Here is a 19,357-nt window from a genome sequence, read left to right as displayed (position 1 = left end):
GCAGGAGTCAACCGAGACGTCGAACCGTCAGCGTCTCGCCAGCGAACTCACCGATCGTTCCGTATCGGACGACGTCGCCGGTTCGAGGAGCGTGGATGATCCTGTCACCTCCGACGTAAATCGCGACGTGATGGGGACCGCCGGCGCCGGGGTAGCTGAAGAAGATCAGGTCGCCGGGCTGTTTGGACGCCCAGGGGATGCCGGCTCCAGAGTGAATCTGGTCGCCTGAGTAGTGGGGGAGTCGGATCCGGCCGCCGGAGGCTTGGTATGCGGCGTAGAGCACGAGGCCCGAGCAATCGAATCCGCCTCCCGCCGGTCCGTTGAAGTCTCCACCGCCCCAGACGTACGGCTTGCCGAGCTGCGAGGCGGCCGCGGTGATGAGTGCTCCGGGGAAGCCAGGTGGGAGGTTGGCCGGCAGGTCACCCGCGGGTTGCGCGCACTCCAGATCCTTACTGAGTGAGACCCCGCTGAGGGTGCTCAGCACCTTCTCGGCCACTGGCTGGTTGACGGCGTACCGATCCGGATAGGCGGAGACCTGCACCGCCTGCGCCGCCGCGCCGGGGTCCATGGACTGCCAGCCGTGGATGTCGAGGAGTCCGCGGGGAGATCCGTGGTTCGGGCCGTTGTCGCCACCATAGAACGCACGGGATGACCAGACCGGGTCCATCAGGCTCTCGACCGTCCCCCAACCTGCCGCAGGTCGCTGTTGGAAGAGGCCAACGGAGTCGTGGTCGCTGCCGTCGCCGTCATTCGGGATGTTGGCGGAATCGGGGTACGCGCTCGTGTTGGACAGGACTCGCAGTGACGACTCCGTCAGAGCGGTCATGATCGCGATCAACTGGCCGCGGGCCGGGATCCGCTCGTGGTTGCCGACGGCGATGATCGTCGCTGCCCGCGTGAGTTGCTGCTCGCCGAGGGTGACTGCGACGCCGTCTGCGTTGGTCGCGGTGAGTCTCGCGGGAACGGGGCCGGCGACTCCGAGGCTGGTGCTGGACTGGCCGTCCCACATGCAGCTCCCTGACCCGGCGGCCGCCGGGCTGATCAGCGTCGCCACGCCGAGGACCGCGGCGCCGGGCGCGAGCAACACTGCCGCCGCGGCGCCGATGGCAAGGACCTTCATAGCCATCGGCGTCTCACCTCAGGGGGTTGTCGAGCTGCGAGATTCGCAGAACGTGGCAGCGCTCGAAGGACGGCGGGCACGCAACGAAGACCGTGAAGGAGACCGGGTACGACGACTCGACCAGTTCACCGTTCCAGACTCCGCGGCGTTGGCGAGTGCCGGTGATCGTCACGGCTGTCGTCCCGGGTCGGAGGTGTCCGTGGGCCTGCTCGACCGCGGCCGACCAGGAATCTGGGACGTACGCGTCGTCGATCTCGATCGTCTGCACGACCTCCATCGCACCGAGGTCGAGCCACTGCTCGACCGTCGGCAGGTACGCAGCGGCGTCGTCGATGAGTCCGGGAGTCTCCTCGCCGGACGGGTCGGCGTCCCCCAGGACCGCGGCCGTGTAGTCGGTCGGGAGGAAACCGGCCGTCGTGTCCCAGTCGAACAGGGAGACCGCTACAGCCTGCGCGTACGAGATGGGATCTGTCGTGTGGGGCAGCGATCGGTCTCCCAGGGTGACGACAGGGTCGGCGGGATCCGCGCCCGCCTCGACCTGCGTCCTGCTCGCGGCCGATGAGTCGGAGGTCGTGCCGCCAGGTCCCCGGACGAGACCGTAGATGCTGACGCCGGCGGTGAGCAGGGCCAGCGCGCATCCCAGAAGGAGCATGATTTGGCGGGCGGTCAGGTTGGACATCGGAACTCCGAGCGACGGGTTCAGGGACGTCCGATAGGTGCGCCGCCTATGCCGATGTCGCTATGTGGCGCCGGGCCTCGACGAGCTGGTCGCGGAACGCGATCGTGGCTGTCACGAGGCGGTCGAACCGTTGCCAGTCGTTGCTGCTCAGTTGGGAGGCGAGGGCGTCGACGTCGTACAGCTCCGTCCAGCCGTCGAGTTCGGACCAGGTCAGGTTGAACGAGCGGACGCTTCGGAAGTGACTGCCCGGTCCGTGGTTGCGCTTGAGGTTCTTGCGGCCCCTCTCGCGCACCTCGCGTTCGGCGCGCTCACGTGCTTCGCGAGCCCGCCGAGCAAGATCCGTCTCGATCTCCGGCTGTGGCTGCTGTGAGTTTTCGAAGGCTTTCTTGACCTTGAGGTAGAGCGGCTTCACGGACTCGCCCTGCTCGATCATGTGGAGGGCTTCGTTCGCCATGGCTCGGATCTCCGGAGGCGTGGCCTTACGGGACGCCCAGTCCATGAGCGCGCAGACCCGTTCGTGGGTGCTGTACGACGCCTTCCCGGTGATCGCCATCGCTGCCTGTCGACGAGCTCGTCCTGTCTCCCCCGGCTGTGCCCCCGGCGCACAGCCGGAGTCGCCCGTGTCGGCGGACGCCCCGAACTGGGTCGCCTGCATGCGGCGCTCAGCCTCCTCCGCGCGAAGTGCCTTGAGCTCCCGGTAGAGGGACGCCTTCTCGAGCTCGTTCAGCGGCTTGTGGAGCTGGTTCTCGTCCTGCTGGGCAAGCAAGCCCTCGAGCTTGTCCGAGATGCCCGAGCGGACCCAGACCTTCATCGTGCGCCATCCGAGCCGGCGAACAGCCTCCAGGCGTCGCCACCCGCATACGAGGACGCCTTCAGGGGTGATGGTGATCGGCTGGAGCAGGCCGAGGCGTTCGATCGACTCCATGAGCGGTGCGAGGTCACCGGGGTCCTTGCGGTGACGGACTCCGACGGTGATCGAGTCGAGCGCTCGGTCGAGTTCGATGTGGCCGCGCGTGTCAGGCATGGATCCGCGCCTGCGGTCGCGGAGCGGTCTCGCTGATCTCGAACACCAGCAGATCGTCGTCCAGGAGTTCGGCCACCGGGTGCTCAATGAGCAGCCTCAGGAGGACTCCGTGCCCGTCCGACGTACAGGCCTCGTCGGGGTTCGGATTGCCCAGCACGATGCGCAGAACCGTTGACCACGCCTCCTGGTCGATGTCGAGGAGAGCCCGCGCCGTGTGGTCACGCCGCAGAGCTGCGTGAGCCTTCGGGCGGGATCCGGACTCGACCAGCCGGGCGGAGATGTAGTCGAGCGCGCAGGTCGCCGTGTCCCGTGGCCAGCCGAGGGCGGTGAAGAGGTCGATCGTCGCGTCGACCGCCTCGTACGCACCGGTCGGTGGAGTCTCGTCGGGGTTGAACGGCTCGATTGCGAGCGCCGGGAGGAAGTTGGGCAACTCGGCTTCGGTGTCGCAGAACCGGCGGACGTCGTGGTGCCGGGAGATCTCCGGGCGCCGGGCCTGGTCGACCGAGCACAGGAGCCCGTCGGCGCGCTCCTCGGCGATAAGCGTGACCTTGACCGCCATGGTCACGACTGCCCACGGGTCGTCGGCTGTGCGGACGGCATAGGTCCGCATTGCCTCGAAGGCCGCCGCGGCTCCAGCGGTCCGGTCGCAGCGGTGCTTGATCGCCAGCGCCTCGTACTTCTCTGCGGCGTAGAGCATCAGCTCGCGGGCCTCGGGGTCCTGCTCCCAGGCCTGCGGCCCGGACACGCGGAGGCGCATCAGGAGCCGGCGGAGTCCGTTCGCGGTCTTGAACGATTGGTTCATAGCGAGAGCCCCTCCGTACGGTTCGCCGGCGGCCTAGGCGACGGGGAGCTGGGGACGCCTCGCGCGAGGACGCGCTTGGTCGCGACCGGAGAACGGCGTGCGCGCCGGGTCAGTTCGGCATGGAGGTCGACTCCGCGCCCGACCATGGGGGTGACGTACGCAGCCAGATCGGTCGGCCGGACCCATGCGATGTCCTTCGCTGCCCTCGCCGATGCCTGCCCTTCCGCCGCGGACAGCGACGGATCGTGGTGGTGAGCTAGTTCGTTGGGTGCTGATTCGGTGCCCGGCACCGGCGGTGAGGGTTCGGGCGGCCGGTAGCTGTGTCGGCGGTACTCGGCGTGGGTGTTCACAGCTGGATCGCCTCACTCCGGACGGGAGGGCCCACGCCGCTCCAAGGGCCGATCCGAGAGGCGATCCGGTACGCCGAGTCGATCGTCGACTCGATCTCGCGATCGGGCAGACCGGCGTACTGCGCGGCCGGCATGAGGTAGCTGACTGCGTGCGCCCGGGTCTGGCCGTCCTCGGCCATGCGGCAGGACGCCCAGAAGAGGGCCCGGTTGCGACCACCTTCGGGAGTCAGGGCGACCACTCTGGCCAGTGCCTGAGGGCGGCACCGCTTCGGCGGAAGCCCCGAGGGTGGGTTTACCGGTCGAGGCCGGGGCGGCTCCAGGAACTGCCGAAGTCTGATCGCGTCGAGCGGCTTCGCCGGCTGGGTCGTGACCGCGATGACCTCGTATGTCGTGAGCTCTCCGTCGACCTCGATGCGTGACGGGGGAGCGATGACGTAGCCGCCGTCGCCCCGGAAGTCGACGTGCGAGGAAGGCACCTGCCAGGAGCGCTGCTCGCGGTCAGTCTCGGCGGGGTAGTAGGCGTGGATTCCGCCCGAGGGTGTGCGGACGATCCAGCCCCAGCTGTTGGTGAGCTCTTCTGACCGTGCTCGCTCGAACGCGGCGAATCCGCTGCCCCCAGGATGGACGTCGATGTCGACGACCAGGATCCCGGTGTCGGCACCTGTGGGCAGGCCGATGTTCGCGTCCGGCGTTCGCCGCCACCAGTGATGCACGGTGCGAGCCGACGATGTCGCGTCGTAAAAGCCGTTCGGCGTGAGCGGTTGCTTGCCGCCCGGGACGCAGGGGAAGACCGGTATCCCGAGGTTGGCGTAGCGGATCGCGGCATCAGCCAGGGTTGGCTCGGTAGCGACGCGCTGCATTGACGAGACGGTCCAGAGCGGGATCGGGTTGTCCGGGTCGTACATGGCTCGACCTTCGCCCGGCACCGTTTCCGGAACCTGGTAATCCCGTGGGGGAACGTAGGGTTAAGCCACGCGTTTGCGCAGGTCAGAAGCGTTCCCTAAGAGTTGCGGGTCGACCTGCCAGGGGACCGCGTTGGGGATTCAGAGCCGCCGCTCACCACCGGCAAATTGAACCTAGATGGCCACGCCGGCGTTGGTGATCCTGTGCCCTGCACTGCCCTGCCTGACGCCCAGCTTGACGTACGCCTCGCCTGCCTGGAGGACTGCGGGCGAGTGAGCTTCCGATTGGAGGGACGAGCCTCGATGTGGTCGCTGAACCACGCCGACATCGTCATGCAGCTGCTCGCCGCGGCCGAGCGACTACTCGCGCTGACCGGTGACGCCGTCACGCTGTGCCCGAACTTCGGCGCCTCCACTCTCGAAGGCGCCTGATGAGGAACCACGTCCACACTCACGCGAATCTCGACGCGACCGAAAAGGCCAGGCTTGGCCCGCGGGCGCAAACTGCTGGCCGCTGCCTCAGTTTCGTACATCGTCATCGAGGCGATCATCGCGATCACCGCCGGTATCGTTGCCGGATCCGTCGCTCTGGTCGGATTCGGCCTGGACTCGGTGGTCGAGGTCTCCAGCGGGCTCATCATTCTGTGGCATCCCGCCACAAGCTCCCCGAGTCCTGGGAACAGCAGGCACTGCGCCTCATGGCGTTCTCGTTCTTCGCCCTCGCCGCCTACGTGACGTTCGAATGGGTGCGAGCCTTGGCGAGCGGACACGATGCGGACCCCTCGCCGGTCGGCATCGGGTTGGCCGCGGCCTCCTTGGTGATCATGTCGTTCCTCTCATGGGCGCCGCGCCGCACGGGCAAGGCCCTTGGGTCCAACGCCGTCGTCGCCGACTCCACCCAGACTCTGCTCTGCACCTATCTGTCGGCCGTGCTGCTCGTCGGCCGGGTCCTCAATGCGACGCTGGGCTGGTCGTGGGCCGACCCGATCGCCGGCCTGGTGATCGCCGCGGTAGCGGTCAACGAGGGCCTCGAGGCCTGGCGCGGTAAAAGCTGCTGCGCACCCACAGCTACCTCCCACGGACCCAGCTCTGTCGAGACCGATGCCCCCTGCGGCGACGGCTGCTGCAGCAACGACACCGCGCTGCATCAGATCTCGACCGGTAAACCTGCAGGGCACAGCCCGTGAACTCGGCTGAACTCCGCCGGGTGCCGCCGCTGGGCTGGCTGGCCGGCGCGTTGCTGGCGCAGAAGTCGCTTCTCGGTGGCCGTTTGCCGAGCCGGACCTCACTCGGGCTGTCCGGGGTGATCGGCAAGGCGAGCCTGGCACTCCCTGATCTGGGCCGTGACCGCGTTTGGGCGCCAGGAGACAACCGTTGATCCGCTTGCCCCGGAGCTTGCCAGCCGCCTGGTGAGTGACGGGCCCTTCCAAGTCACCCGGAACCCGATGTCCCTGGCGATGGTCGGCCTACTTGTCGCCACCGCGATCGCCAGGCGCTCGCCCCCTGGTCTCCTCCCTGCCGCGGGGTTCGTCCTCCTGATCAGCAAGGCACAGATCGAAGCCGAGGAGCGCGCGATGGGGGCCAGCTTCGGCCCCGAATGGGAGCGGTGCGTTGCAGCCACACCCCGATGGCTGAGCCTCCGGTCGTTCGCAAGAAGGATGCCGTCTGCATGAAGAGTCGCTCGTACACCTACCTCGTTCTCGTGAAGGGAAGCTGATCGGTTGAGAGCAGAAGCCTGCGGAATCGGCTTGCGCCGCCATGAAGGCTCAAGCCCCGCGCGACCCAATCGCGCAGGGTCTCCAGCGGCGATGCAACGGAACCCTTCTCCCGACCTCATGGCGGACCCAACGGGTGTCGCTCACACGTGCCGCTACTACTATGTCAACTAGTAGTGGCGAACGCGGTGCGCGTGCGCTGTTGGTCGAGGCCGCTTCTTCGCGCGTTCCAACCAGCAGGGAGATGGAAAAGTATGCCTAGTGATGGTCCCGACGAACGGTCGGCCGCATCGTTGGACAAGGACCTCGGCGCCGTGTCGGTCCACGCTACCCAGGTGCCGCAGGCAAGCTTCCCGATGCGAGGGCCCTGGGCGGTGCAGTTGGTGGCGCTGCTCGTTCTGGTGGTCGTGTCAGCCTGGTGGGCCATCACGCGCGCGGAGGAGCCATCGTCTGGCCGATCAACGGGGGAGTCGGTCATTCAACAATTTCCAGTGTCTGAGCGTGAGTCCGTCGACGACTTTGCCGGAGAGCTGCTCAATGGATCCAAGTTCGAGAGCTCGGCTCTCGATGGCCAGGTTGCGGTGTACAACGTCTGGGGTTCTTGGTGCGCGCCCTGCAGGCAGGAAGCCCCAGCCTTGGTGAGAACGGCTCGGGAAACGGCGGGGCGCGTGAGGTTTGTGGGGATCAACGTGCGCGACAGTGAGGGCGCTGCCCGAGCCTTCGAGCGACGGCAGAGGGTGCCTTACGAGAGTCTCCGGTCTGAGGACAGCGATGAGGCGCTGTTGGCTTTCGGTAGCGCTCTGGGTGTGGCCGTGCCCACCACGGTCGTGGTGGACCGGGATGGCCGGATCGCGGCGCGGATAGTAGGGCCGACTACATACGTGACCCTGAGAGAGCTGGTTGAGGCGGTCCTCGCCGAGCGGTCTGCCGATCCGACGGCGGCTTCCCAGACTTTGCGGTGAGTCAGAGTGGTCGGCGTCTGCCGTTGCCCGCCCTTCCCAGGCCCCGCGTTCGCTCACCGGGTTGTGGCCCGCTTCTGGATGCCCGGGGGTGGTCGTCGGTCACCGGTCATACGTTCAGGCAGGTCGGCGCAGGCTCGACCATCGGGATGTTCCTTGCCTCCCCAGACATAACCGACGCGCCGTGCACGCCCTTGCCGACGCGTGGAGAGGTCTCACGCCGCAACGGCGCACTCGTGGTCATCAATGCCAGGCGATGGGCGTTCGGTGTGCCTCACTACAAGGGCCGGCTGGTCGACTACCGCAGGTACGTCATCAACCACGAGGTCGGCCACGCACTCGGAGGATCGCACGAGGCCCGCCCCTCCCCGGGATCGCCGGCGCCCGTCATGCTGCAGCAGACCTACGGGCTCGATGGCTGTGCTCGGAACCCGTGGCCGGGGACCGAGGAATGAAAGTCTGAAAGGGTCTTGCCTCCGGGGCGTTGCCTCACTTGCGCTGAGGGTCCGCCGGAAGGGCCACGTGACAGCAGTCGCGAGCCGACGCCTCCATTGCCGGTGCGAGTGCCAAGGCGACCGGCGCCGAGAGCAGCGCGACGGTACAGGCCCCGACGGCGAGACGCTGTCTGGGCCGGACGATCGACGGTGATGCTTCCGCCAGACGACGGATCCGCGCCGCCACGCGGTTGGTCTCCGTTGGCGCCGCGGGGGAACGAACGGTGGAGCCCAACGTGACGAGGGCGCTCGCCATCGCGTGGCGGGCTCCTACGCCACGCGCCGCGTCGTCGGCCTGCATCTCCACCAGTGTGGCAACCTGCTGGTGGGCGGTGGTGAACAGCCCGATGCCCCTGAACGTGCGGGACAGGGCGTCGGCCACCGCCAGCGCCAAGTCGTGCCGTGCACGAAGGTGAGTCCGCTCATGGGCCAGCACAGAGTCGAGCTCTTGTGGTGTGAGCACTTCCATCGCTGCGCGGGTGACCACCACTGCGCGCTGTCGCCCGGGAAGGCAGTAGACGAGCGGGACGGGGTGATTGATCACAGTGAAGCCGCCCGGGTGGCGGGTGCCGATGAGTCGCAGCCCCTCGACCTGCTGCGCGCGGCGGCGTGCCGACCGCCGGAGGTTCGAGAAGAGCAGGATCGCCGCGCGCCCGAACAGGGCGACCGAGAACACCGCGGCAATGACCGCCAGCCCGTTGCCAGCCGGTGTCGTGTAGTGGTCGGTGACGTCAAGGTGCGTTGTCCGGACGAGCTCGGTGAGGTGCGGGCCGATCGGCAAGATCGGCAGAGCAAGGGTCACGCCGATGAGCAAGACAGCAAGAGTGACCGCGAGCGAGACCGCCTGCCACGCCCAGATGCCCCAGCGCGGCGAGCGGTGCACCCAGCTCGCCCGCAATAGGTGACGGGGGGCCAGCACCGCCGTCGCCCCCACGAACAACGCGAGGATGAGCGGCGCGGTCACCGGGACGCCCGGGGCGGGTCGTCGCCAGTGCTCTCGACGCTGTCGAGAGCCGACCGGAGCACGGCGAGCTCGTCGTTCGACATGTGACCCACGAAGTGAAGGAGGGTGGCGCCGAGGTCCGTGCTCTGAGAGAGGACCTGGTCGAGAAGTCCCGCGGTGTACTCCTCGCGGGTCAAGGTTGCTACGTAAACGTAGGCGCGGCCCTGCTTCTCCCGTCGGACCAGTCCCTTGCTGTGGAGGTTGTCCAGAACGGTCATCACCGTCGTATAGGCGATCTCCCGACCCTGTTGCAGGTCTTCGAGCACCTCACGCACGACCACCGGCCGGTCCCAGTCCCAGAGGCGCTGCATGACCGACGCCTCCAGCTGCCCCAGCTGCCGCACGTCCTCACCTGCTTCGTCGTCGTCGTGTCAATCATCGTACTATCGGTCATAGTAGATTGTCCGAGTCCACCAGTAGAGGTCACGATGCCGGTCGCCATGCTCGCAGGCAACATCCAGGACACGGTGCTCTCGGGTCCCATCATCGCGGCTCTGCTCGTGGCAGCGCTCGCCGGGTTGATCTCGTTCTTCTCGCCCTGCTGCCTTCCGCTGGTTCCCGCCTACCTCGGCTACGTGTCTGGTCTAGCCAACGACGGGCCTGCAGAGAACAGCAAAGGAGGAGTCGGGCGATCGGTCGCGGTGCGGCAGCGAACGGCCGCGTCGCGGACCGTGCTGGGCGCTGGACTATTCGTGCTCGGCTTCTCTGGGGTCTTCACGGCGTACGGCGCCGCGTTCGGGGAGATCGGACGGCAACTGACCCTCCACCAGGACGCGCTGCTGCGGATCTCCGGCGCGCTCACCGTCCTCATGGGGCTCGTGTTCATGGGGGCCATGGGCAAGATCCCCCTTCTGAACCGCACCTACAAGCCGTCTTTCGCCCCCCGTGTCGGCCTCGCCGGAGCCCCGCTGCTAGGCGGCATGTTCGCGGTGGGGTGGACACCGTGCATTGGCCCCACTCTTGCTGCCGTCCTCACGCTCTCGACAACGTCGGCAACCGCCAGTAGGGGGGCACTGCTGACGTTCGCCTACAGCATGGGCCTGGGCCTGCCGTTTCTCGTAGCGGCGGCCTCCTACGGCCGCGCCAATCAGACCTTCGCCTGGGTCCGCCACCACCAAGGCCTCATCGCCCGCCTGGGAGGGACCTTCCTCGTTCTCGTCGGGCTGGCCCAGCTCTCAGGCGTCTGGTCCACGGGTATGGCCCAGCTGCAGGGCCTCATCACCGGCTGGCAGACCCCCCTGTGAACAGTGCTGCGGCGTCCGCCGCGGCCGTCCTCGGGGGGTTGCTGCTTGCGACGTCATTCGAACCCTTCGGCTTAACGGTCGGCATCCTCGCCGGACCGGCCTGCCTCATGGTCGCCCTCCAGGGCCGCACCAGGCGCGACAGCATCCTGGTCGGGTTCGTTTTCGGGGTGGCCTTCCAGGGAGCGCTCCTGATCTGGCTTGCGCAGTCGATCGGGCCAGCGGCCTGGGTCGCCCTCGTGTTGGTTCAGGCCTGTTGGTTCGGAGTCCTGGGTCTTTTCGTGCGCCTCTTGTCCGGACTTCCCGGCGCCGCCATCTGGTTCGCCATTGGGTGGACCGGAGTCGAGCAGGCGCGCTCGGCATGGCCGTTCGGCGGACTGCCATGGGGCCGCCTGGGGGGCCAGGTCCTCGACACCCCGTGGGCCGCGACGCTTCCTTACCTCGGCGTCACCGCGACAGGGCTGTGCATCTCCCTTGCCGCCGGGATGATCGGCATGGTGATCCTGGCGCAGGGGCGCGCCAGGTGGGGACGCCTCGCTGCCCTCGGTGCTGTCGTCGGTGTCGGTCTCGTTCCGCTCGCTGCGCCGTACCCTGCGGTGGACGCCGGGTCGATGACCGTCGCCGTTGTCCAGGGCGGGGTCCCCGGCGACGGCCGCCAGCTCGTGGCAAACCATCGGGAGGTCACCGACAATCATGTCGAGGCGACCCGCGAGCTGGCCGAGCTGGTCGAGCTCGGAGGCGAGTCACGGCCCGACCTCGTGGTGTGGCCCGAGAACTCGACGGCGGTCGACCCGTTCACCGACGCCACGGCGCGTGCGGATATCGAGGTCGCCGTCGCGAGTGTCGATGTGCCGGTGATCGTCGGGGGCATGGTGGACGGGCCCACCCCCCGGAACGTGCTCAACCAAGGCATCGTCTGGACGTCGGAGGGTCCCGCCGCTGCGCGCTACACCAAGCATCACCCTGTGCCGTTCGGCGAATACATCCCGTTCCGAGGCCTACTAGGGCGGATGTCCTCCCGCTTCGATGAGATCCCTCGAGACATGCTCCCGGGGACCTCGTCGGCCCCCCTGGACGTCAGTGGGGTCCGCATTGCCGACGCGATCTGCTTCGACGTCGCCTACGACGACGTTCTTGCTCCGCAGATCCGGCGCGGAGCCCAGCTGATCGTGGTCCAGACGAGTAACGCAAGCTTCACGGGGACCTCCCAGCTGGATCAGCAGTTCGCCATCACCCGTGTCCGGGCCATCGAGACTGGGCGCGCCATCGCGGTCGCGTCCACCAACGGCATCAGCGCGATCATCGGCCCCGACGGAACGGTGGTGGAACGCGCACCCCTCCGTGAGACCGGTGTCCTCGTCGCTCGAGTGCCACTCCGCGAAGCGCGCACCCCTGCCGTCAGATTTGGCGGGGAGGTTGCGACGGGGGTCATGCTCGTCGGCCTCTTGGGTGTACTCGTCGCCGGAGCCCAGGCCGCTACCACCCGGAGGGGGCGAGGCAGGCGGGGCAGACTCCTAACGCCGGGCCTGTCGAAATGATCGTGTCCGACGGCCGCACTCGCCGGCGTATCTGCCCTCACGCTGGCGGAGGACGCCGAAGAATTCGTGTCTGACGATGTGCCCGATGATCTACTGGGTCACGAACTCGGTGAAGTAGACGTCCATGAGTTCACCCGCATAGAGCTCGAGAATCGCCGTGGTCAACTCATTCTTGAGCTCTGCTCGTTGCTTCGGCTGCGAGACCGCGGACAGCGGTTTGCCCGAGTAGAGACTTATGGTCGCGTCAAGTGCCTTGCTGCCGTCCACCTCGTCGACAACCTCGGTGGTCATCTGCAGTGCCAGAGCAATACGCAGATAGTGACCCTCGGCCAGGTTCACCTGGAGTGGGCCGACGATGAGTACCTCCCCAGGCTCGGGCGACGGGTCCTGGGATGGGCGGAGAATCAACCAGCATGACGCCGCTACAGCGATGGCGGCGACCAACAGCAACATCAGCGCGCGTTTCTTGGGCCCTTTGGTCGGCCGCTCCTGCTCCGTCTCCCTCAACCTTCGACCTCCCTGAGTCGTCTGCGCAGGCTCAATCAGCCTGCCTCGCACTCGGGCAATCGACCCGTCCCGAAGGCACCTGAGAGAAACACTATTCGGCTTAGTAGAGGTTCGCGAGATATGCCCTCACAGGCTGCGATCTGTGGCGACTGAGAATGCCTAGGGTGTGCGGTCACCCTCACTTTGGTCCGATTCCGTGTGGGCAGTACCGCTGCGGCCCAGCGTTGACTCAGACCTCAGTCGGGCCAGGTAGTCGTTGTAGGCGGTCAGCTCCTGATCGCCGTCACGTCTCGCCTTGCGATCGAAGCGCAGTCGCTCCCGACGGTCGGCGCGGACCCACGAGACGATCAGCGCCATCGCGAGGATGGCCAGGGGGTAGTCGCCCAGCGCCCAGCCCAAGGAGGCACCGAGGTACTGGTCGTCGATGAGGGACCCTCCCCACGTGCGGTCCAGCGGGGCAAACCAGTCACGTGCCAGCACCTTGTTGTTCGCCATCAGCGACACCGAGAAGAGGGCATGGAAGCCGAACGTGACGAGGATCAGCAGGACTCGCAGCGGGTACGCGGGCCGACGCGGGCCGGGGTCGACCCCTACCAGGCAGTTCGCGAACAGATAGCCGGAGATCAGGAAGTGAGCCGTCATGAGCAGGTGGGCGGTGTGCGTCCTCAGTGACAGCTCGAACAGAGAGGAGTAGTAGAAGACCGCGAGGCTGACGATCACCATCCCGGCGGCAACGATGGGCGAGCCCAGCAACCGCGCCGGCCAGGAATGGACGATCCGCATCAGCCACTCACGCGGCCCCATGGATCCGTCTGCGCGTCTACTCAGCGTCCGCAGCGCCAAGGTCACGGGTGCTCCCATGACGAGGAACGCAGGCACGGCCAGAGCGACCGTCATGTGCTGGACCATGTGCATGCTGAACAGGACACGGCCGTAAGCCCCCGGCGACCCGCTGGTCGCCCAGATGAACAGCACCCAGCCAATTGTCCAGGCGACGGTCCGGGAGAGGGGCCAGCGGTCACCGCGCGATCGAAGCCGCGCCACGGCGGCGGCATAACTGGCGAGGAGCAGTAGTGCGATCGGCAGCCAGAACGAATCCGGTTCCCACTGGGTCAACCACTCGGCCGCGCCCAGTGGGGGAGGCAACTCACGGCCTAGCAGGGACTGTGCCGCGGTGAGCGGTTCCTGCGCGCCGGGCGGAGCTGGCGGCGGGGTTCGGCTCAACGCGACCCCGGTGCCGCTGGCAGCCGCGAGCACTCCGATCTCGATCACCACCATGCGTGCGAAGGCGCGCTGCCTTCCCTGGGCGAGTCGACGGATGCCGACCTGCCGTTGCCACCACCCGAACCCGGCCACCACGGTCGCGGCCGCCACCTTGATCCCCAGGAGCGCGCCGTAGGTCGAAGTGACGTCAGCCAGGCTCGGAAGTCGCAGGAAAGCGCCGAGCAGCCCGGACACTGCGACCACGGCCAGACACCAGCCGGCCAGCGCCGAGTACCGCTTGACCGTCGGGAGCAACGACTCACCGAGACGGGGCCGGACCACGATCAGGGCGACCAGGCCCCCAGCCCAGACCGATACGCCGATCAGGTGCATCGCCTGCAGGTTCACGGCGTCGTCGTGGTTCAGTGATCCTGCCGCATGTCCGGTCAGCGCCATCGGCCACAACCCGGCGACCGCGAGCGCGGCCAGGATGCCGACGCCGTTGATCCGACGGACGACCAGCGCCCCCACCGCGACGACGGCCCCCATGCTCGAGCTGACCACGAGATACCGACCGAGCTCGAAGCTGCGTCCGAAGAACGTCACCTCCTCCACGAACCCCGGGCTGGTCAGAGGGACACCAGCGGCGTCGGAGTACACGAAGCCGAGGAGCGCGAACCCGGACCACGTCCACGTGCTGGCGGCGACCACGACCAGGTCAAGCAGTGCGCGCCGCGCTCCGCCGATGCCTTCCCGGTCCTCCGGAGACCCGGGTGGTACGCAGAGGACGGTCAACGCGAGAGCGCCCACCGTGACCGCTGCGGCGACGTCGCGCAGGGCCTGGGTCAGTGGAAGGCCGTAGCGGGTGAGCTCACCAGCATCAGGCAAGCCCGGCACGAGGCTTGTCTCCGTGCCTCCGGTCACGACGAGCAGCATCAATGAGACCAGGGGAGCCACGGTGACCAGGCCCGCGGCCACGACCGCACGCCTCATGGCGCTTCGTCCCCCCTGGTGGGAGGCGCTTCGGTGGCGCGAGAGCGCCCCTCGAAGCGCGCCAGACCCAGCAGCGTGCCGAGCATGACCAACGCGCCGATCAGGATCGCCGGGCCGGCGTACTGCCAAAGAGAACGGCCGGTCCCCAACGCCCGGGATTCGGCGGCTCCGGTGACGGTCGTGGGGTCGTCCTCCTCCGGCGGCACCTCGCCAGCCGGGCGGGGCGCCGGGCCAGAGCCAGCCACGATGAAGTCGACCGATCCGTCGACGGGATGCCCATCGACGGATGTCACGCGATAGCCGACACTCCACGCCCCCGTGGCAGATGCGGTCTCGGCGGGGACGGTTGCCAGGAGGACGGACGGTTGTTCACCTCCGACCACCTCGAGTCGGACCGGGTCACTCCCGTCTCGGGAGAGGACGACTGTCGACAGGCCCGGGTCGACGTCTTCGCTGAATTGGAGCTCGATCTCGCGCGGCGGGGCCGAGAGCCGCTCGCCCTCGGCGGGGGACGACCGGACCAGGTCGGTGTGTGCCTGTGCCGGGCCCGTCCCGAGCAGGCTCAATGCCGCCATCAGTGCCACCACCAGGGTTCGTACGACGGATCGGCGAAGCTTCTGCAGGGCGGTCAAAGTGTTCGTTCCTCCAACAACTGCTGCATGATGTCGATCTCGGACTGCTGCGACGCGACGACGGCTGTCGCCAGCTGACGAACCTCAGAGCGCGCGGCCAGGTCAAGTGCGGCGCTGGCCATGTCCACTCCGGCGCGGTGGTGGCGGAGCATCAGCTTCAGCCAGAGGATCTCCGCGTCACGGCCGGTGGCCTCGCGGAGCCGCGCCATCTGAGCCGGCGTCGCCATCCCGGGCATGGGGCTCGGCATCGCGGAGTGGCCCATGTCGGACATCGCGTTGCCGGCTGCCCAGGTCATCGGTGTGTCGGCGCCGGTCTGCGGTAGACCCCAGATCTCCAGCCAGGCGTGCATCTGGCCCACCTGCTGCTGTTGTGTCATGGCGATGTCGAGGGCCATCGTGCGGATCAACCGGTCCTCGGAACGGTCCAGGATCAGGAAGGACATCTCTACAGCCTGGGCGTGGTGGGCCTGCATGTCACGAGCGAAGCCGGCATCGGCGCTGCCATCGGTCGGGTACGTCGATGCCGTCGCACCCGGGATGGCGGCAGTGCGGAGGGCGATCACGCCAACAGCGGCCACGAGACCCACGACCAGGATCAGCACCGCTGCCTTGATGGGAGAGGTCATCGAGGTCACTCCATGGTCTCGACGGCGTCGAGTGGCAGCGTGCCGTCGGATGCGCCGGTGCAGGGCGCGCCGATTTCGGGAGCCACGCCTCCGTTGCGGTACTCGGCGATGAACTCCTCCAGCTGGGGGTCGTCGGGCGACTCGAGCACAAGTTGGCGGCCCCAGGCGGATGCAACGACCGGCGACGGCAGGCCTTCGAACGGCGAGAGGATCGCGTACGTCGAGGGCAGCGACTCCTCCAGCTTGGCCACAGCCGCCTCGTCGAGGGCCGGGTCGTAGGTGATCCAGACCGCACCGTGCTCCATGGAGTGCACCGCGTTCTCGCTGAAGACGGGGTCGTCGTATGCGCCGCAGTTGAGCCAGAGCGGGTTGTGGGCGCCGCCGACCGGGGGCGTCTGCTCGTACTCGACCTCGGTGATCACGTGGTCGGCGACCACGTCGTACTCCTTCACGCCGGCGGGAGCGCTCTTCTCAGCCGTCTCCCGTGCCGGTGGCTTGTCACTTGCGGCCAGTCCCCAGAGGCCGACCGCCACGAGGATCAGTGCGACCATTGCGCCCCCGATGAGCAGGATCGTCCTCCCGCTCCGGTCGTGTGGGGGCTGACTCGCTGGCGCTGGGGTGGTCATGCCTGCCTCTCTGGTCGCGGACGGCGAGGGAGCCCGGGGCAGAGCCGCCGGATGCAAACAATCTACTATGAGTCTTCGTAGAGGCAGGGGTCGGTATGGCACTACGCTGCCGAACCGAACAGTGCGCGAGGAACGGCCCCGACAACACCACCAGGACGCCAGGAGGTCCGCATGGGCGCGGGACACGGTCACGGCGGGGCAACGGGCCACGCGGGCGGCAAGCACCGATGGCGGCTGGCCGTCGCCTTCGGGATGGTCGCCTCGTTCTTCATCGTGGAGCTCGTCTTCGGCATCCTCAGCGGCTCATTGGCGCTGATCTCCGATGCGGGACATATGGCCGCCGACGTCGTTGCCTTGGGTGCCGCGTTGGTCGCCACCAAGATCGCGTCCCGGCCCGACACGACCGGCCGACGGACCTTCGGTTCGTACCGCGCCGAGGTCTTCGCATCCGGGCTCTCGGTGTTGCTGATGCTTGGGGTTGCCGTCTACGTCGTGGTCGAGGCGCTGCGACGGATGGGCGAGCGCGTCGAGGTGCAGACAGGCACCATGATGGTCGTCGGAGCGATCGGACTTGGAATCAACGTCGTGTCGATCTTCATGCTTCGGGCGGGTGCCTCCGAGTCGCTGAACGTTCGAGGTGCCTACCTCGAGGTGGTCGCTGACGCGGCCGGCAGCGTCGGGGTCATCGTGGCCGGGCTCCTCGTCGTCCTGACCGGGGACGGGTGGTGGGACACGGTCGTCGCCCTGGCGATCGGGATCTTCGTGGCGGTGCGCGCGGTCGGACTGGGTCGCCAGGTCCTGGCCGTGCTCGGCCAGCACGCGCCAGCAGACCTCGACGTCGACAAGGTTGCCGCGGATCTTGCGGGGATCGCGGGCGTGGGTGACGTCCACGATCTCCATGCCTGGACACTCACCTCAGGCATGCACGTCGCGACGGCGCACCTGCTTCTGGTCGCTGGCGCCGACTCCGCTACCGTGCTCCGGGAGGCCCAAAGAATCTTGCGCACCGATTTCGGAATGGAGCACGCCACCCTGCAGGTCGAGGCGGCGACGGACCGGTCGTGCCACGAGCTCAACTGGTGACCTGACCGGGCTCTTCCGGGCCGATCGAAGCCTCAGAGGCCGAACAACAGGTAGAGGCCGCCGAAGGTGTAAAGAGTCATCGCGGCCAGCAAGGGCAGTTGTCCGATCACGTGGTGGCGCTTCGGGATCGTCTGGAGCGCGCGGTCGTGGGCCATCACCACACCAAGAACATGCCCGATCACGATCGACAGCACCTTGATGGTGGCGAGCCGCGTCGGGTCCTCGGACAGCCAGTAGTTCACCGACCAGTCGGCCGTTCCCAGGAGGTTCGAGCCGTTGCTCAGTGGATCACTGACCTGGATGAGCGTCTGCTGGCCGTACTCCACGAAGAACGTCAGGTAGTGGGCAACGATGTACCCGATGATGATCGGGATGATCGAGTGCGCCATGGCCCGAGGCAGCTGACGTCGTGACTCACCCGGAACGACAAGCGTCGCCATCGTGGCCAGGGAGAACGTGCCACCCACCAGGGTGCAGGCGAAGATCAAGAGCGCGGTGTTGACCAGAGTGATGTCCGCGCTCGTGCCCTGACTGAACTGGACCCAGAACGTCGACGAGTTGAAGCTGTCGAAGCCGGTACTGCCGAGCAGCACTGCTACCACGGCCACGAGGCCGGGTTCGCCGCCAACGGAGGCCAGGTTTCGAAGGGGGCTCCGAAGTGTCAGCACACCGGGGCTTCTGCCATCCGCGGAGGCTTCACGACTCCAGATCGACAGGTGACCGACGAGGGTGGAGTAGACCTCGAATGGGTCGGCGCGCTCGAGCCACCGGGATCCGAAGATCGCTCCGCCCATGAGCATCGCCGCAAGGTACATGGCCAGCCAGAGGCGGACGGGGCCGAGCATGGTTCCGTCTGGGTACACGAGCTCGAGCCAGACGAACGCGAGCAGCCCACCTGCTGCCGGCCAGTAGCCAAGCCACGGGGGATATGGGAGAAGTCCGCGGTCAGGGTCGCCACCGGTGAGCTTGCTCATGATGAGGTGGAACGTCCGCGCCGGGTTGATCGCCTTGTAGAACGGGCCGAAGAGCAGGGAAAGGGGCACGAGCCCGACCCAGAGCCACACGTAGATGACGCCGAACGTCGGATTCGTCAGCAGGTCTCGCCCGAAGATGGCCGCCCATGCGACGAAGCCGAAGATGACGAGACCGGCCGTGCGCAGGGTGAGTGCGAAGGCGCGACTGTCGACAACCAGGGCGATCCAATGGGCGCGGACACCGCCGCTCAGCTCGTCGTACCGGGGCCTTCGCCAAGCCAGCATGAGGATGATGAACGAGATCGTGAGCGCCGCGGTGCCGCCGGCGATGGCGTAGGAGGCCGGGATCGGTAGGTCGCTGCCTCCGCCGAGGCCGTGGGCGAGGTTCATCCGCCGACCTTGATCTGTGCGACCACGGCGCCAGTCTCGTGCTCCTCGACCTCGACGAGACCCGGGGTCTCGATCACCAGTTCCTGCGTCGACTTGCCGGCGGGGAACTCCAGTACCTGCTCGGGCTTGGAATGAACATGAAGCTCGCCGGGCCGGTCGGAGGTGAAGCTGATGACCAGGGATTCGCCAGTATCGATACTGATCTCCTTCGCGTTGGGCAGGACCTCGTCGCCACTGATGGTGACAACCAGTTCGGATCCAGGCTTCGGTGTCTCCTTCGGCGTTGCTTCCTGCGTCGAAGAGGCGGCCGGCGAGTCCGTGGAAGTGGGACTGGTGCTTCCAGGCGAGGAAGTGGAGGTGGAGGGATCCGGGCCGGATGTGCACCCGGACAGAGCAATCGTGAGGGCCGCGGTGAGGGCTAGGGCGGGGAGTGCGCGCAAGGTGCTTCCTCGGTGTCGGTGTGGTGGGGATTGAAAGTTCACTGATTCGGGTCGTC

22 protein-coding genes are annotated in these 19,357 nt (G+C 67.5%); 8 read left to right on the top strand and 14 right to left on the bottom strand.

What is annotated here, in order from left to right:
- Positions 1–7 precede the first annotated feature (7 nt).
- The 5 genes from QQZ14_RS23815 to QQZ14_RS23795 form a co-directional block, all read right to left on the bottom strand.
- Positions 8–1,126 carry a C40 family peptidase gene (locus tag QQZ14_RS23815; RefSeq protein WP_284536921.1) on the bottom strand — a complete coding sequence of 373 codons (1,119 nt, stop codon included), beginning with the start codon at positions 1,124–1,126 and terminating at the stop codon, positions 8–10.
- 7 nt (positions 1,127–1,133) lie between these two features.
- Positions 1,134–1,799 carry a hypothetical protein gene (locus QQZ14_RS23810; RefSeq protein ID WP_284536920.1) on the bottom strand — a complete coding sequence of 222 codons (666 nt, stop codon included), beginning with the start codon at positions 1,797–1,799 and terminating at the stop codon, positions 1,134–1,136.
- 46 nt (positions 1,800–1,845) lie between these two features.
- Positions 1,846–2,823: a ParB N-terminal domain-containing protein gene (locus QQZ14_RS23805; protein WP_284536919.1), complete on the bottom strand. Its 978-nt coding sequence runs from the start codon at positions 2,821–2,823 to the stop codon at positions 1,846–1,848.
- Positions 2,816–3,625: a serine/arginine repetitive matrix protein 2 gene (locus QQZ14_RS23800; protein ID WP_284536918.1), complete on the bottom strand. Its 810-nt coding sequence runs from the start codon at positions 3,623–3,625 to the stop codon at positions 2,816–2,818. Before QQZ14_RS23800 ends, QQZ14_RS23805 begins: the two co-directional genes overlap by 8 nt.
- A gap of 346 nt (positions 3,626–3,971) precedes the next feature.
- On the bottom strand, positions 3,972–4,880 hold the full coding sequence (locus tag QQZ14_RS23795) for a bifunctional DNA primase/polymerase (protein ID WP_284536917.1): 909 nt from the start codon (positions 4,878–4,880) through the stop codon (positions 3,972–3,974).
- Positions 4,881–5,180: 300 nt separating this feature from the next.
- Between QQZ14_RS23795 and QQZ14_RS23790 the strand changes: the two genes are divergently transcribed.
- The 5 genes from QQZ14_RS23790 (at position 5,181) to QQZ14_RS23775 (ending at position 8,006) form a co-directional block, all read left to right on the top strand.
- Positions 5,181–5,309 (top strand): hypothetical protein, encoded by a 129-nt coding sequence (locus QQZ14_RS23790; protein ID WP_342395251.1) that lies wholly within the window; start codon positions 5,181–5,183, stop codon positions 5,307–5,309.
- A 266-nt stretch (positions 5,310–5,575) separates the two neighbouring features.
- The gene (locus QQZ14_RS23785; protein ID WP_284536916.1) at positions 5,576–6,064 is read left to right on the top strand and encodes a cation transporter; all 489 of its coding nucleotides are present in this window, start codon (positions 5,576–5,578) and stop codon (positions 6,062–6,064) included.
- A 156-nt stretch (positions 6,065–6,220) separates the two neighbouring features.
- Positions 6,221–6,550: a methyltransferase family protein gene (locus QQZ14_RS25475; RefSeq protein WP_446740519.1), complete on the top strand. Its 330-nt coding sequence runs from the start codon at positions 6,221–6,223 to the stop codon at positions 6,548–6,550.
- Between the two features lie 533 nt (positions 6,551–7,083).
- The gene (locus QQZ14_RS23780; RefSeq protein WP_284536915.1) at positions 7,084–7,554 is read left to right on the top strand and encodes a TlpA family protein disulfide reductase; all 471 of its coding nucleotides are present in this window, start codon (positions 7,084–7,086) and stop codon (positions 7,552–7,554) included.
- Positions 7,551–8,006 (top strand): DUF3152 domain-containing protein, encoded by a 456-nt coding sequence (locus QQZ14_RS23775; protein WP_284536914.1) that lies wholly within the window; start codon positions 7,551–7,553, stop codon positions 8,004–8,006. The genes QQZ14_RS23780 and QQZ14_RS23775 overlap by 4 nt, the downstream gene beginning before the upstream one ends.
- Before the next feature lie 34 nt (positions 8,007–8,040).
- Here the strand turns inward: QQZ14_RS23775 and QQZ14_RS23770 are convergent, their stop codons facing one another.
- Both QQZ14_RS23770 and QQZ14_RS23765 read right to left on the bottom strand, forming a co-directional pair.
- On the bottom strand, positions 8,041–9,009 hold the full coding sequence (locus QQZ14_RS23770) for a M56 family metallopeptidase (RefSeq protein ID WP_284536913.1): 969 nt from the start codon (positions 9,007–9,009) through the stop codon (positions 8,041–8,043).
- Positions 9,006–9,392, bottom strand: coding sequence for a BlaI/MecI/CopY family transcriptional regulator (locus QQZ14_RS23765; protein ID WP_284536912.1), 387 nt, complete (start codon positions 9,390–9,392; stop codon positions 9,006–9,008). Before QQZ14_RS23765 ends, QQZ14_RS23770 begins: the two co-directional genes overlap by 4 nt.
- 84 nt (positions 9,393–9,476) lie before the next feature.
- On the opposite strand from QQZ14_RS23765, the gene QQZ14_RS23760 reads away from it, so the two are divergent.
- On the top strand, positions 9,477–10,292 hold the full coding sequence (locus QQZ14_RS23760; RefSeq protein ID WP_284536911.1) for a cytochrome c biogenesis CcdA family protein: 816 nt from the start codon (positions 9,477–9,479) through the stop codon (positions 10,290–10,292).
- A complete protein-coding gene (gene lnt / locus QQZ14_RS23755) occupies positions 10,289–11,827 on the top strand; it encodes an apolipoprotein N-acyltransferase (RefSeq protein ID WP_284536910.1) in 1,539 nt (512 codons plus the stop codon). Before QQZ14_RS23760 ends, lnt begins: the two co-directional genes overlap by 4 nt.
- Positions 11,828–11,917: 90 nt before the next feature.
- Here the strand turns inward: lnt and QQZ14_RS23750 are convergent, their stop codons facing one another.
- The 5 genes from QQZ14_RS23750 to QQZ14_RS23730 all read right to left on the bottom strand — a co-directional run bounded on the left by QQZ14_RS23750 (position 11,918) and on the right by QQZ14_RS23730 (position 16,339).
- Entirely contained in the window at positions 11,918–12,334 is a 417-nt protein-coding gene (locus QQZ14_RS23750; RefSeq protein WP_284536909.1) for a flagellar basal body-associated FliL family protein, read from the bottom strand.
- A gap of 159 nt (positions 12,335–12,493) precedes the next feature.
- Complete coding sequence (locus QQZ14_RS23745; RefSeq protein WP_284536908.1) at positions 12,494–14,515, bottom strand: cytochrome c oxidase assembly protein; 2,022 nt, start codon at positions 14,513–14,515, stop codon at positions 12,494–12,496.
- Between the two features lie 11 nt (positions 14,516–14,526).
- The gene (locus QQZ14_RS23740) at positions 14,527–15,162 is read right to left on the bottom strand and encodes a copper resistance CopC family protein (RefSeq protein WP_284536907.1); all 636 of its coding nucleotides are present in this window, start codon (positions 15,160–15,162) and stop codon (positions 14,527–14,529) included.
- Positions 15,159–15,788: a DUF305 domain-containing protein gene (locus tag QQZ14_RS23735; protein ID WP_284536906.1), complete on the bottom strand. Its 630-nt coding sequence runs from the start codon at positions 15,786–15,788 to the stop codon at positions 15,159–15,161. Before QQZ14_RS23735 ends, QQZ14_RS23740 begins: the two co-directional genes overlap by 4 nt.
- 5 nt (positions 15,789–15,793) lie before the next feature.
- Positions 15,794–16,339, bottom strand: coding sequence for a DUF3105 domain-containing protein (locus QQZ14_RS23730; RefSeq protein WP_284536905.1), 546 nt, complete (start codon positions 16,337–16,339; stop codon positions 15,794–15,796).
- Between the two features lie 246 nt (positions 16,340–16,585).
- Between QQZ14_RS23730 and QQZ14_RS23725 the strand changes: the two genes are divergently transcribed.
- Positions 16,586–17,497, top strand: a complete 912-nt coding sequence (locus QQZ14_RS23725) for a cation diffusion facilitator family transporter (RefSeq protein WP_284536904.1) — start codon at positions 16,586–16,588, stop codon at positions 17,495–17,497.
- 32 nt (positions 17,498–17,529) lie between these two features.
- Here QQZ14_RS23725 and QQZ14_RS23720 read toward each other — a convergent pair whose 3' ends face one another.
- Complete coding sequence (locus QQZ14_RS23720; RefSeq protein ID WP_284536903.1) at positions 17,530–18,861, bottom strand: hypothetical protein; 1,332 nt, start codon at positions 18,859–18,861, stop codon at positions 17,530–17,532.
- Positions 18,858–19,301 (bottom strand): hypothetical protein, encoded by a 444-nt coding sequence (locus QQZ14_RS23715; RefSeq protein WP_284536902.1) that lies wholly within the window; start codon positions 19,299–19,301, stop codon positions 18,858–18,860. Before QQZ14_RS23715 ends, QQZ14_RS23720 begins: the two co-directional genes overlap by 4 nt.
- Between the last annotated feature and the right edge of the window lie 56 nt (positions 19,302–19,357).

Source organism: Nocardioides sp. T2.26MG-1, from assembly GCF_950101795.1.
In the GTDB taxonomy this organism is placed as follows: domain Bacteria; phylum Actinomycetota; class Actinomycetes; order Propionibacteriales; family Nocardioidaceae; genus Nocardioides.
The sequence above is the reverse complement of the archived record's forward strand: the minus strand, read 5'-3'. Positions and strand labels throughout refer to the sequence as shown.